The organism is Vibrio sp. 1CM2L, assembly GCF_023161695.1.
GTDB lineage: Bacteria > Pseudomonadota > Gammaproteobacteria > Enterobacterales > Vibrionaceae > Vibrio > Vibrio coralliirubri.
Genome location: NZ_JALNTT010000008.1, coordinates 90,930 through 103,618 on the forward strand (window position 1 = coordinate 90,930; position 12,689 = coordinate 103,618).

Here is a 12,689-nt window from a genome sequence, read left to right on the forward strand (position 1 = left end):
CGAAAAGAATAGGGTGGTATAAAAAATTAAAGCAGACTCGAAATACGAAAGGTTGAGTGGTGAAAAGCTTTTGCTCTTCGCATCTCGAGACTCGTATCTCTCTCTGCTTTATCTATCTGCTTTCAGATCTAGTTCTTACGACGTCTTACTTTCAGCGCGTGCGGCATCACACGTAGCTTCTTCATAATACTTGCAAGGTGAACACGATCTTTGGTGGTCAGCAAGATTGTCACTGTGTACAGGCGTCCATCACGTTCTTCGGTTGAAATACCGTGAATGTTAGAGCCTGTTTTCGAGATAACGTTAGTTAACTCAGCCAGTGCACCTTGGTGGTTCTGCAGATCAACCTGTAGCTCAGCTGTGAACTCTTGGTCGTAATCGTCAGACCATTCAACTGCCATGTATTTGTCTGGTTCTTTCTGGTAACCACGAACGTTTGGACACGTTTCACGGTGAACCACAAGGCCACGACCTGGAGATACATGGGCAATGATGTGATCATCTGGAATCGGGTGACAGCAGTTAGCGAACGTCAGTAGTAGACCTTCAGCACCACGGATCGGAAGTTTCTTCCTCGGTGTGTCGCTGTTGTTTTCTACTTCAGTCAGTTCGTCAGCATCACCAAGCAGGCGACGAGCAATAACGATACTCATCAGTTCACCAAGACCAATCGATGCCAGTAAGTCTTCAACGCTTTCTAGGCGTAAGTCAGACAATACATGTTCTAGATTCTCTTGGCCGATATCGGCAATAGAGTGTTCGCCAAGCGCATGATTCAGTAAACGACGACCTAGCGTGATCGACTCTTCACGACGCATGGTTTTTAGAACCTGACGGATCTTGGTACGTGCGCGTGAGGTCACTACGTAGTTGAGCCATGCTGCATTCGGACGTGCGCCCGGAGCACTGATGATCTCAATCGTTTGACCGTTTTTCAGCGATTTGCTGAGTGGGTAAGGGTTCATGTCTACACGAGCACCTACACACATATTGCCGACGTCGGTATGCACCGCGTAAGCAAAATCGACCGCTGTTGCGCCTGCAGGAAGTTCGACAATGCGACCCTTCGGCGTGAACACGAAGATCTCATCTGGGAACAGATCAGATTTAACGTTTTCAATGAATTCGAATGAGTTACCCGCGCTTTGTTGCAGCTCAAGTAAGCTCTGCATCCAACGTTGTGCTTTAACCTGTGCGGTTGTGCCATTACTGCTGCGTGAGCCGTTGCCTTTGTAAGACCAGTGCGCCGCGACACCTTTGTCTGCCATTTGATCCATATCTTCAGTACGGATCTGAACCTCAACTGGCACCCCGTGAGGGCCGATCATTGATGTGTGCAGAGATTGGTAGCCGTTGGCTTTTGGTACCGCAATGTAATCTTTCATGCGGCCAGGACGAGGCTTGTACAGGCTGTGAGCCTGACCAAGTACGCGATAACAAGTATCTGGGGTATCAACCACGACGCGGAAAGCGTAGATGTCCATAATGGTGTGGAAGCGCTGCTCTTTAGTTTTCATCTTGTTGTAGATGGAGAACAGGTTCTTTTCACGACCAAGTACGCGAGCAGGCAAACCGACCTCTTCAAGGCGGCCTTCAATTTCGCTATGGATACGTTGGATCATTTCTTTACGGTTACCACGCGCAGCTTTCACTACGTTTTTAAGTACGCGATAACGGTTAGGATAGAGGGCTTCAAAGCCTAACTCTTCTAGTTCGGTCTTGATGTTATGAATACCAAGACGGTGAGCTAGTGGAGAATAAATCTCTAGGGTTTCACGAGCAATACGACGCTTTTTGTCAGGACGAAGTGCCCCAAGCGTGCGCATGTTGTGAGTACGGTCAGCTAATTTGATCAAGATAACGCGGATGTCTTGCACCATGGCGAGAACCATCTTGCGGAAGTTCTCTGCTTGCGCTTCTTTGCGATCACGAAATTTAAGCTTATCCAGCTTAGATACACCATCAACCAATTCAGCAACGGTATTGCCAAATTTTTCCTCTAGATCTTCTTTAGTGACATCACAGTCTTCGATGACATCATGAAGCAGAGCAGCTTGCAGGGTTTCGATATCCAGACGCATTTCTGCCAGGATTCTTGAAACAGCTACAGGGTGGATAATGTATGGTTCACCGCTTGAGCGGGTTTGCCCTTCATGGGCGTCTCTCGCTACCACATAAGATTGACGCAGAGCCTCAATTTGAGGCTCTGTTAGGTATTCTTGGGCAACGTCTTTGAGGCTATCGAATAGATACAAATTAAAGGCCCGGAAGGTTAATTAGTTCGAATGACGTTCTTAACGAGTGTGAGCGATGCTGCTTACTGCTGCAAGTTCAGCCGCTTCTTGCTCTTGTTGCTCTTGACGTTCACGAGCATCTAGTACGTCTTTAGTGATAAGACCTTCTTCGATTTCGCGAAGAGCGATAACCGTTGGCTTATCGTTTTCTTCAGGCACTAGTGAATCTTTGCCGCCAGTTTGCATTTGACGTGCGCGGCGAGCCGCAATAAGAACTAGGTCGAAACGGTTGCCAACTTTTTCAACAGCGTCTTGAACAGTTACGCGTGCCATGAGGACTCCAAATAGTAATTAACTAATAAATTTTTGATGACGAGAAAGTATACAAGTTTAACTAGAGACTTTCTAGATCACCGTATACTTATCTCAATGGAAAATCCAGTTATACCAATCACAGTAAATAAGTGTTCAGAGATAGCGCCGAAAAAAAGTTTGAGAACAAGGCAGAATTTTTCGATAAGTAGTGACCCTACAATCAAAAATTCTAACGACGTTATCAGGCTTTTTCACAAGCTAGAATGACCAGTTGTTTACTACGATTGGTATCAGAGATTATTCCGCCAGTAGTGCTGTAAGCATGCCGCTGTATTTAGCTGCTTGCTTATCTTCTTTTAAGCGCTCCGCACGAATGATAGCTCTGAAGTCCATTAGGGCTGCATCAAAGTCATCATTCACGATCACATAATCATATTCTGCATAGTGAGAAATCTCTGATTTTGCTTCGCTCATGCGTTTCGCAATAACTTCGTCGCTGTCTTGACCGCGAACATTCAAACGACGCTCTAGTTCACCATTTGATGGTGGAAGAATGAAGACACTCTTCGCTTGAGGCATTTGTTCACGGATCTGACGAGCACCTTGCCAGTCGATATCTAGGAATACATCGATACCGCGGTTTAGGTTTTCTTCAATCCAAACGCGTGAAGTACCGTAGTAGTTGCCGAACACTTCAGCGTACTCTAGGAATTCACCTTTAGTAATAAGGTCTTCAAAATGATGCTTCTCTACGAAGTGGTAGTGAGCACCATTTTCTTCACCAGGGCGCATACCGCGAGTGGTGTGTGAAACAGATACCTTCATTGCGTAGGTTGGATTGGTTTCTAGCATTGCTGAGATCAAGCTCGACTTACCTGCGCCACTAGGTGCAGATACGATGTAAAGAGTACCTTTGCCCATCTGTATATTTCCACTGTTGGTTGGATTGAGTGAAGGCAATAAACCTACACTATAAAAGATAGCACTGACTCTAATTGTTGTTCCGTTGGTTACGTCTATTAAGAGATAACGAGTAAAACTAATAGAAGCAACTGGTGAAAATTAGGCCAGAAAAATGGAGGCGAAGAGTAGCATATTTAGATGATTGAGAACAACTGGCTTGATCGTTATTTATTAGCAAATGATCTTCTCAAGGATCTTTGTATAAATGTAATGACTCATCATCGGTACTTTTTTATGTGATCTGGACAAAATTTGTTGAAGTTTTAATCTCAATCCTTACAATCCGCGCAAACGATTAAATGCTGTATATATCTAGTGATATGGACTAGATGTTTCTACTACCGAGCCTACCTTGGTGACTACAGTTTTTAGTGTAGAGACCTCTCTATTCTCACAGCATTTGAATCACCAAATTCTTAATTTATTGCATAGGTTTTGTTGTGAGTACCGATTCCACCCTGAAAGCCCAGAACACCTCTGGCTCGCTTGATTCGATGTTTAAAATCACTGAAAGAAAAACCACGATTGGCACTGAGCTGTACGCGGGTTTTATTACTTTCTTGGCGATGAGTTACATTCTGGCGGTTAACCCAGCAATTTTGGGTGATATTCCAGGCATGGACAAAGGTGCCGTGTTTACTGCAACGGCTCTGTCTGCGGCTATCGCAACCCTAATCATGGGCATTTGGGGCAACTACCCAGTAATGCTTGCGCCGGGCATGAGCATGAACGGCTTCTTCAAAGGCTTACTATTAAGTGGTTCAGTCGCGGTACTTTGGAATGAGGCGCTGTTCGGCATCTTCCTGTCAGGTATCCTGTACCTCGCATTCTCGTTAACCAATATTCGTAAATCGATGATTGAGTCGATTCCTGAAGATTTGAAGTTGGCGATTACCGTGTCTCTCGGACTGTTCATTGCTTTCTTAGGTCTTAAGAATGCGGGCATCATCGTTTCTAACCCATTCGTATTGGTTGGCTTAGGCGATATTTCCGATCCAAAAGTGATCATCGCTTACGTGAGCATCTTCATCGCACTGGGTTGTATGGTTCGCGACATCAAGCTAGCAACGTTCATCTCGTTTGTTTCAGCTATCGTGTTGACGATTCTTGCTGACGTCTTCATGGGCACTTCAAATGCACCAATTCCAGAACAGTTCATTGCTATGCCGCCAAGCATGGCTGGCAGCTTTGGCGCTATCTTCGATTTCTCTGCTTTCACGCCAGAGAAAATGTTCGACCTACTGTTCATCGTACTTATATTCTTGATTGTCGATTTCTTTGATGGCTTGAGTACGATTGTTGGCGTTGGCCGTGATGCGGGTATCATCGATAAAGACGGCAAGGTGCCAAACGCGAAATCGGCTCTAGTGGCAGATGCGGGCGGTACTGTGATCGGTTCAATTCTTGGTACCACATCAATTACTGCATTCTCTGAGTCTGGCATTGCGTCTTCTCAAGGTGCAAAAACGGGCTTAGCGGCGGTGATGGTTGCTGGTCTGTTCTTAATCTCGCTATTCCTATACCCAATCTTCTCTATCTTCTCGGCTGCAATGGTTGCACCGGCGATGGTCGTGGTTGGCATCTACATGGTAGGTCGTCTTGGTCAGATCAACTGGGAAAAGAAAGAGTCACGCATTGCAGCCTTCTTTACCATCATGTTCACAGTGCTAAGTTTCTCTCCAGCGAACGGTATGGCAATGGGCTTTATCAGCTACGCATTCACAATGGTTGTGGCAGGTAAGCGCAAAGAAGTACACCCGCTTATCTACGGACTGTGTGTGGTGTTCTTAACTTACCTGATTCTGCTTTAAGGCTAATTGGCCACTAAGCAGTCGCTAAGTAAAAGACAAACAGATGGCTCTGCAGTGAATGTGGGGCCATTTTTGTATCTGTTGCTTCTCTATAGCGTGTGCAATTGATGGCGTTAATGCTTTGAGAGTACGCGACTTATATTGATGCATGCTATTGTAGATACTGGATTAATTATTTCTTGAAGAGTGACTATGCCTTCTAACTTACCTAAATCTTTTAGTAAGCCGTTTTTAAAAGTATTCCACATCATGGAAGCGGTATTGCTGGTGGCGATCACGCTCGCGACCTTGTTTGCGATGGTCGAAGAGTTCATGCATGTCTTCGCTGAACGCCGAGTGCAATTGACCGACATTCTGCTGATGTTCATCTATTTAGAAGTGTTGGCGATGGTTCAGCAGTTTGTGATGAACGGTAAGATTCCAGTGCGATACCCGATCTATATCGCGATGATGGCGATTGCTCGTTACATCACTTTGGGCATGAAAGAACTCGATGCCGTATTGATCGTTTGGTTGTCTTTAGCAGCATTTATCTTGGCCGCGGCAACATTGTTGATTCGTGTTGGACATCATTATTGGCCGTATGTAGATCTTCGAACCAAGCAGCCAGATGAGTAACACTTTGAAGGTTAAAGTTTTATAAATGAAGCCCAACGATATCGTTGGGCTTTTAATTTAAGTCGATTGAACAAAAAAACATCAAATTGTCCAAATAACGCTTTACAAGCAGGCTCAGATCACCAAGAATGGCGTCGCTCTGTTCTCAGGGTTATTAAATGAAACATCCAGTTGTAAAGTAAAACCCTTAGTATTGCTTCATTGTTATTCTCAGTGTTTCCCTTAGCTTCATAGATACATTAAATAATTCAAGCTTTCAGCGCATCGCACTTTTGGCGATTAATTTTTTATTTTTATATAAGGGACACATCATGTCTAACAAAGTAAACGGCGTAGTAAAATGGTTTAACGAAGAGAAAGGTTTCGGTTTCCTAACTCAAGACAACGGCGGCGCTGACGTATTCGTACACTTCCGTGCAATCGCTTCTGAAGGTTTCAAGACTCTTAAAGAAGGCCAACAAGTGTCTTTCGAAGTAGAGCAAGGCCAAAAAGGTCTTCAAGCTGCAAACGTTGTAGCTCTATAAGATTTTAAGTCGGCGCAGGTTGCATTAGCAACTTGCGTCACTTTCTCTCTCAAATCTGTTTCCCCCTCAGTTTTACCGTAACACTCTCCTCCACTAGCAATACCTCCTCAAAATATTCAAAAATCCTGTTTTACGTCCGTCATCTCGTTCTATCTATCGTTGTATCTATCTTTTGTGCTAAGTACATTTCCTAAGTAATAACCTGCTCACTTAGTCGTCCTGATTGTCATTACTGTACCTATAAAAAAAGCCCCTAAAAAACTAGGAGCTCATTTTGATCTAATCAACACTGTTAGTTAATCAACACAGATTAGGCTGATTACTCTTTATCGTGTTTAGCTTACAGACTGTTACTCAATGTTTTGAATTTGCTCACGCATCTGTTCGATAAGAACCTTAAGCTCTACGCCTGATGCTGTGATGTCTGTGCTGATAGACTTAGACGCTAGTGTGTTTGACTCACGGTTGAACTCTTGCATCATGAAGTCTAGCTTACGGCCACAAGCGCCACCTTTCTTCAGTACTGCATTCGCTTCTTTCACGTGAGAGTCTAGACGGTCTAGCTCTTCTGCTACGTCTGACTTCTGCGCCAGTAGGATAAGCTCTTGCTCAACGCGAGAACCTTCAAGTTCGATTTTCGCATCTTCAAATTTGGTAAGAAGACGCTCACGTTGCCATTCTAGGATTTCAGGCATACGCGCACGAACTTTCACTACTTCTTCAGTGATTGCATCTAAGCGCTGCACGATGAGCGCCTTCATGTTTTCACCTTCACGAGCACGAGCATCAATGAACTCTGCGATAGCATCGTTGAATGCGTCTAGCAGGTCTTTGTTGATAGCATCCATGTCTTGCTCTGGCGTTTCCATCACACCAGGCCAGTTCATGACTTGGAATGGGTTCAAACGGCTGTCTTCGCCAGTCATTGTCATTACTTGGTTCGCCGCATTGATTACTTGCTGAGCCAAACCTTCGTTAATGCTTAGCTCGCCCTTTGCAGCAGGGTTTGCTTCAAAGCGTAGGTTACATTCAACCTTACCGCGCGCTAGACGCTTACGGAAACGCTCACGCAAGATTGGCTCTAAGCCACGGAACTGTTCAGGCATACGGAAGTAAGTTTCTAGGTAGCGTTGGTTTACACTACGGATTTCCCATACTGCTGTACCCCAATCGCCTTTTACTTCTTTGCGTGCGTACGCGGTCATACTATAAATCATCGAATTTTCCTGTCTTTTATCATTCTGAAAATAACGCGCACGCATAGTATCACGATATGGTGTGCTCTCGAAGCCTGTCGCTTTTCACTATAAATAGCCTTTCGTGATAAATAGCTTTGAACGGTAAATAGATTTGCACGATAAACTGCTATATAATCTTGCCCCAATCAAAACTGTCTCACCCCTTTCTTAGGTGATGCACTCTTTCGATAGTAAATCACTTCAGACTGTTAATAAGGTAGATACCAATGCGTCCAAATGACCGCGCTGTAGATCAAATTCGTCCAATTAAAATTACTCGTAACTACACAGCTTATGCTGAAGGTTCTGTATTAGTTGAGTTCGGCAACACTAAAGTTCTATGTAATGCGACGGTAGAAGAAAACGTACCGCGTTGGTTAAAAGGCCAAGGAAAGGGTTGGGTAACCGCTGAATATGGCATGCTGCCACGTGCAACGCACACTCGTAACCGTCGTGAAGCGGCGAGCGGCAAGCAAGGTGGTCGTACGATGGAAATCCAACGTCTGATCGCTCGTAGCCTACGTGCTGTTGTTGACCTGAAAGTAATGGGTGAAATCATGATCACTGTCGATTGTGATGTTATCCAAGCAGACGGCGGTACTCGTACTGCTTCTATCTCAGGTGCAAGCGTTGCAATGGCTGATGCTATCAACAGCCTACTAGCAAGCGGCAAACTGAAAAAGAACCCAATGAAAGGCCACGTAGCGGCAGTTTCAGTGGGCATCGTTGGTGCACAAGCACTGTGTGACCTTGAGTACGTTGAAGACTCAGCAGCCGATACCGACATGAACGTTGTAATGACGGAAGACGGTAAGATGATTGAGATTCAAGGCACAGCAGAAGGCGAACCGTTCAGCCACGAAGAGCTGATGCAGCTTTTAGCCCTGGCGAATAAGGGTATTGCTGATATTGTTGAAGCGCAGAAGTCGGCGTTAGCAGAATAGTTTTTAGATAGCTCCTTTTTTAAGGGGCTATTTTTTTGTCTGTAAAACTCGAAAGAGTAGTGCAGAGCGTAAGTTAAGTTTTATTGAATAAACGTAGAGGAAAAACATGAAAGCATATCAACGTGAATTTATTGAATTTGCACTAGAGAAAGAAGTACTTAAGTTTGGTGAGTTTACTTTAAAGTCTGGCCGTAAGAGCCCTTACTTCTTCAATGCTGGATTGTTTAATACAGGTCGTGACCTAGCACGCTTAGGTCGCTTCTACGCAGCAGCATTGGCAGATTCAGGTATTGAGTTTGATGTACTATTTGGCCCTGCATACAAGGGTATCCCAATTGCAACGACGACAGCGGTTGCACTGGCGGATCACCACGATGTAGACACGCCTTACTGTTTTAACCGTAAAGAAGCGAAAAACCACGGTGAAGGTGGCAACCTTGTCGGTAGCGCGCTTGAAGGTCGTATCATGTTAGTGGACGACGTGATCACGGCAGGTACTGCGATTCGTGAGTCGATGGAAATCATCCAAGCTAACGGCGCTGATTTAGCGGGTGTGCTTGTTGCTATCGACCGTCAAGAGAAGGGCAAAGGCGAACTGTCTGCGATTCAAGAAGTTGAGCGTGACTTCGGTTGTGCGATTATCTCAATCGTTAGCCTGACTGACTTGGTGACTTTCCTTGAAGAGAAAGGCACCGACGCAGCGCATCTAGAATCTGTAAAAGCCTACCGCGCTCAATACGGCATCTAATACAATTTGTTATAGCTATAGAATGCACAAGGGGCTGATGAATCATCAGCCCCTTTTCTTTTGGTTCAGAAGTATTTACTGGTAGCGGCGACTCTACTTATAACGAATACCGCGCTCAGCTTCTGGGTCTTCCATGGTCTTAAAGCGCTTGTGTAGCCACATCCACTGTTCTGGTGCTCTTAAGATAATCTTCTCAAGGTAGCTGTTCATGTAGGCAGCGGCGGCTTTCTCATCTTTTTGTGGATAGTTATCTTCAATTGACTCATCGGCCATGATCTCATACTTGCCATCGGCATTTCTAAAACCAGACCCCGGAACAAGTGCACATCGGCTAGTGTAAGCCAGAATACTGGTGCCTGTTGTGGTACATGCATCTTCTACCGCGAAGAAAGGCACAAACACAGACTTGTTACGACCGTAGTCATGATCCGGTAGGTAGAAAAGGATCTCACCCTGACGCAGGATTCGAATCATACGCTTCACGTCTTTACGGTGAATCAGGCGGTTGCCGTTCTGAGTACGACCACGGTATTGAATGAACTCGTAAGCTGGGTTGTTGTGCGGGCGATAAACACCTAAACCAGAAATACCAAGAACGGCCATTGCTCGCGCAGTGATCTCTAGGTTTAAGGCATGCACACAGCATAGAAGAACACCTTTACCGTTGGCTTTGTGCGTACGCAGTGCTTGGGTATCTTTATCTACTAGGATTCGCTTGAAACGCCACGTCGGCCAAAACCAGGTAATGCCGGTTTCGATGAGTGCCATACCGGTGTTCTTAAAGTTCTCACTGACCATTGCCGCGACTTCATCTGCTGGCTTGTCTGGGAAGGCGAGCTCCAAGTTACGTGTTGCTACCGCGACGCGCTTTTTACCATAGCGAGCACCCAAAGAGCCTAACGATCGGCCTAACAGCAGTAAGAGGCGATAAGGGAGAACGTTAACGATAAGCGCCAATAACCCAAAACCGAACCATACTCCCCAGTATTTAGGGTGGAGTAACGCCAGAGTAAAGGGTGGCTTAGTAATAACGTGTTGTGCAGTGCTGTTTGTCGGAGAAGTTTTCGTCGTCATAACCATCACTTAAGATTTGATTGCTACTTAATTTGATTGTTACTTAATCTGAGCGCTTAGCAGAGCCCAATAAGCATCAAAGTTTTCTGTTGGTTGATATTTGAAGTCTGAGCGAACAAATCGATTCAAGCTGCCTTCAACTTGACCGAGCAGTTGAGCGGCTAAGATTTTCTCATCAACCGGGAATGATTTCCCTTCACGAAGCTTTCTTTCACGCAGGATCTGGCGAAGTTGCGTCTCAATGCGTTCGAAAAGTTGGTTGATGCGATCACGCAGGCGTTCATTTTCAAACATTAGAGCATGACCAGACAAAATTCGAGTCAGGCCTGGGTTACGTTCTGAGAAAACTAAGATAAGTTGTAGCACTAGGCGTATGCGCTCTAGCGTGTCTTTCTCTTCATCCAGAATGCGGTTGATTCGAGACATCAACGCTTCTTCAATGAACTCGATCAGGCCTTCAAACATGCGGGCTTTGCTTGGGAAGTGGCGGTATAACGCAGCTTCAGAAACACCAACTTGCTTGGCCAACTTTACCGTTGTGATACGAGAAGCACCTTCGGTCGATTCCAACATTTGTGCGAGAGCTTGTAGGATTTCTTCACGACGGTTTGATTTTCGAGTACCAGCCATCTATTTACTTCCTTTCCTAAAGATGAGGATTGAGTGAAGAAGGATTATAAACACCATTCAATTCTGTTTCCTAGTTTTGTGAGCCCTAGGTCAACAGAATCGAGAGGTGTCAGCAGATTGTCAGAGCAAATTCGTGCGTTTATGCATCAATAAGCTGTTGGATTTGATTGAGGATCTGGAAACCAAGTGTGTCTTTGCTTTCCAGTGGCAGAGATTTATCGCCGCCTTTCCAATAAAGGTGCAGCTCATTGCTACTGCTATTGAAGCCTTGCCCTTCGACTGAGACGTCATTGGCGCAAATCATGTCGAGGTTCTTTCTTTCCAGTTTGCCACGCGCGTATTTCTCAACATCTTGAGTTTCTGCAGCGAAGCCGACAGTAAATGGGCGACCTTCGGTCATTGAAGCGACAGAAGCGACGATGTCTGGGTTTTTAACCATTTGAATGGTCATGTCGTCTTTACCGTCGACCTTTTTAAGCTTTTGGTCTGCAATGGTCTCAGGGCGATAATCGGCAACCGCGGCGCAGCTGATGAAAATATCATGTTGAGAAGCGTTTGCTGCAACCGCATCAAACATCTGCTGAGCGCTGTCGACATCGATACGAGTCACTTGGTTTGGTGTCGCGAGTGATACAGGGCCGCTGACTAGAGTTACTGTTGCGCCTTGTTTCGCAGCCGCTTCAGCCAGTGCATAACCCATCTTGCCTGAGCTGTGATTGGTAATGTAACGCACAGGGTCAATCGCTTCACGAGTCGGGCCTGCAGTAATAAGCACAGAACGGCCAGTAAGCGGCTTAGGTTGGAAGAAGTCTTCACAGCGATGCACGAGCTGCATTGGCTCTAACATACGACCCATACCGACATCACCACACGCTTGCTCGCCAGCTGCTGGCCCCCAAATTTCACAACCACGACGTTTTAGTGTCGCGATGTTCTCTTGAGTCGCAGGGTGGCTGTACATTTGTTGGTTCATTGCTGGAGATACCGCAACTGGCGCATCGGTTGCTAAAACCAAAGTGGTCAGTAGGTCGTTACCCATGCCCGCCGTCATACGAGCAATCAGATCAGCGGTGGCCGGCGCTAGTAATACCAAGTCAGCCCACTTTGCGAGCTCAATGTGCCCCATGGAAGCCTCAGCAGCAGGATCAAGCAAACTATCAGACACTGGCCTTCCAGAGACGGCTTGCATGGTGAGAGGAGTGATGAACTCCTTGGCTGCATTTGTCATCACGACTTGTACTTGCGCCCCACGCTCAATTAAGCGTCGAGTCAGTTCGGCACATTTATACGCAGCGATACCACCACTAATGCCAAGTAGGATTTTTTTCCCAGCTAGGCCTTGTAGGTCAGCGTTATCCAGTTGATTAACCAATGTTTGCATGATTCTGTTCCTTAATTTCTCTGGGACTTACGATATCAGAACAAAGGATTAGTGCCTAGAAGCAGAATTAGAACAGATTTGACGCTCATCAAGTTGGTGTTATCAAACTTATCAATTACACGGTTTTGTTAGTGACTCGTTTCCTTTTGTCTCTATCGAAGGATCTCTGATTACGATCTCATTAAGGTGGTGGGTCGTGTTCATGACTA

General features: G+C 45.6%; 12 protein-coding genes and 1 riboswitch. Of the genes, 5 read left to right on the forward strand and 7 right to left on the reverse strand.

Going from position 1 to position 12,689, the window contains the following annotated elements:
• Window positions 1–128: 128 nt before the first annotated feature.
• The 3 genes from spoT to gmk form a co-directional block, all read right to left on the reverse strand.
• Complete coding sequence (gene spoT, locus MSG34_RS20965; protein WP_048612458.1) at window positions 129–2,255, reverse strand: bifunctional GTP diphosphokinase/guanosine-3',5'-bis pyrophosphate 3'-pyrophosphohydrolase; 2,127 nt, start codon at window positions 2,253–2,255, stop codon at window positions 129–131.
• Between the two features lie 39 nt (window positions 2,256–2,294).
• Window positions 2,295–2,567 (reverse strand): DNA-directed RNA polymerase subunit omega, encoded by a 273-nt coding sequence (gene rpoZ / locus MSG34_RS20970; RefSeq protein ID WP_009848003.1) that lies wholly within the window; start codon window positions 2,565–2,567, stop codon window positions 2,295–2,297.
• A gap of 279 nt (window positions 2,568–2,846) precedes the next feature.
• On the reverse strand, window positions 2,847–3,470 hold the full coding sequence (gene gmk, locus MSG34_RS20975; protein ID WP_248339254.1) for a guanylate kinase: 624 nt from the start codon (window positions 3,468–3,470) through the stop codon (window positions 2,847–2,849).
• A 324-nt stretch (window positions 3,471–3,794) separates the two neighbouring features.
• Window positions 3,795–3,894: riboswitch (purine riboswitch) on the forward strand.
• Window positions 3,895–3,952: 58 nt separating this feature from the next.
• Here gmk and MSG34_RS20980 point away from each other — a divergent pair.
• The 3 genes from MSG34_RS20980 to MSG34_RS20990 all read left to right on the forward strand — a co-directional run bounded on the left by MSG34_RS20980 (window position 3,953) and on the right by MSG34_RS20990 (window position 6,465).
• Window positions 3,953–5,323: an NCS2 family permease gene (locus MSG34_RS20980; RefSeq protein WP_017062465.1), complete on the forward strand. Its 1,371-nt coding sequence runs from the start codon at window positions 3,953–3,955 to the stop codon at window positions 5,321–5,323.
• Window positions 5,324–5,515: 192 nt separating this feature from the next.
• Complete coding sequence (locus MSG34_RS20985; protein ID WP_017079068.1) at window positions 5,516–5,941, forward strand: phosphate-starvation-inducible PsiE family protein; 426 nt, start codon at window positions 5,516–5,518, stop codon at window positions 5,939–5,941.
• A gap of 311 nt (window positions 5,942–6,252) precedes the next feature.
• The gene (locus MSG34_RS20990) at window positions 6,253–6,465 is read left to right on the forward strand and encodes a cold-shock protein (protein WP_017071067.1); all 213 of its coding nucleotides are present in this window, start codon (window positions 6,253–6,255) and stop codon (window positions 6,463–6,465) included.
• A gap of 350 nt (window positions 6,466–6,815) precedes the next feature.
• On the opposite strand, the gene MSG34_RS20995 is transcribed toward MSG34_RS20990, so the two are convergent.
• The gene (locus tag MSG34_RS20995) at window positions 6,816–7,682 is read right to left on the reverse strand and encodes a YicC/YloC family endoribonuclease (protein WP_048612459.1); all 867 of its coding nucleotides are present in this window, start codon (window positions 7,680–7,682) and stop codon (window positions 6,816–6,818) included.
• A 248-nt stretch (window positions 7,683–7,930) separates the two neighbouring features.
• On the opposite strand from MSG34_RS20995, the gene rph reads away from it, so the two are divergent.
• Together rph and pyrE are read left to right on the forward strand one after the other, a co-directional pair.
• Window positions 7,931–8,647, forward strand: a complete 717-nt coding sequence (gene rph / locus MSG34_RS21000) for a ribonuclease PH (protein ID WP_019826449.1) — start codon at window positions 7,931–7,933, stop codon at window positions 8,645–8,647.
• 106 nt (window positions 8,648–8,753) lie between these two features.
• On the forward strand, window positions 8,754–9,395 hold the full coding sequence (gene pyrE, locus MSG34_RS21005; RefSeq protein WP_017059267.1) for an orotate phosphoribosyltransferase: 642 nt from the start codon (window positions 8,754–8,756) through the stop codon (window positions 9,393–9,395).
• Window positions 9,396–9,488: 93 nt separating this feature from the next.
• On the opposite strand, the gene lpxL is transcribed toward pyrE, so the two are convergent.
• The 3 genes from lpxL to coaBC all read right to left on the reverse strand — a co-directional run bounded on the left by lpxL (window position 9,489) and on the right by coaBC (window position 12,480).
• Entirely contained in the window at window positions 9,489–10,469 is a 981-nt protein-coding gene (gene lpxL, locus MSG34_RS21010; protein ID WP_048612461.1) for an LpxL/LpxP family Kdo(2)-lipid IV(A) lauroyl/palmitoleoyl acyltransferase, read from the reverse strand.
• A 39-nt stretch (window positions 10,470–10,508) separates the two neighbouring features.
• Entirely contained in the window at window positions 10,509–11,099 is a 591-nt protein-coding gene (gene slmA / locus MSG34_RS21015) for a nucleoid occlusion factor SlmA (protein ID WP_004741428.1), read from the reverse strand.
• A 139-nt stretch (window positions 11,100–11,238) separates the two neighbouring features.
• Window positions 11,239–12,480 carry a bifunctional phosphopantothenoylcysteine decarboxylase/phosphopantothenate--cysteine ligase CoaBC gene (coaBC, locus tag MSG34_RS21020; protein ID WP_248339255.1) on the reverse strand — a complete coding sequence of 414 codons (1,242 nt, stop codon included), beginning with the start codon at window positions 12,478–12,480 and terminating at the stop codon, window positions 11,239–11,241.
• Between the last annotated feature and the right edge of the window lie 209 nt (window positions 12,481–12,689).

Bases quoted from the DNA above. Each gene is read 5' to 3' on its own strand.
- pyrE (WP_017059267.1), top strand. From the start codon at position 8,754: ATGAAAGCATATCAACGTGAATTTATTGAATTTGCACTAGAGAAAGAA.
- slmA (WP_004741428.1), bottom strand. From the start codon at position 11,099: ATGGCTGGTACTCGAAAATCAAACCGTCGTGAAGAAATCCTACAAGCT.
- rpoZ (WP_009848003.1), bottom strand. From the start codon at position 2,567: ATGGCACGCGTAACTGTTCAAGACGCTGTTGAAAAAGTTGGCAACCGT.
- MSG34_RS20990 (WP_017071067.1), top strand. From the start codon at position 6,253: ATGTCTAACAAAGTAAACGGCGTAGTAAAATGGTTTAACGAAGAGAAA.
- rph (WP_019826449.1), top strand. From the start codon at position 7,931: ATGCGTCCAAATGACCGCGCTGTAGATCAAATTCGTCCAATTAAAATT.
- MSG34_RS20995 (WP_048612459.1), bottom strand. From the start codon at position 7,682: ATGATTTATAGTATGACCGCGTACGCACGCAAAGAAGTAAAAGGCGAT.
- gmk (WP_248339254.1), bottom strand. From the start codon at position 3,470: ATGGGCAAAGGTACTCTTTACATCGTATCTGCACCTAGTGGCGCAGGT.
- MSG34_RS20985 (WP_017079068.1), top strand. From the start codon at position 5,516: ATGCCTTCTAACTTACCTAAATCTTTTAGTAAGCCGTTTTTAAAAGTA.
- lpxL (WP_048612461.1), bottom strand. From the start codon at position 10,469: ATGACGACGAAAACTTCTCCGACAAACAGCACTGCACAACACGTTATT.
- coaBC (WP_248339255.1), bottom strand. From the start codon at position 12,480: ATGCAAACATTGGTTAATCAACTGGATAACGCTGACCTACAAGGCCTA.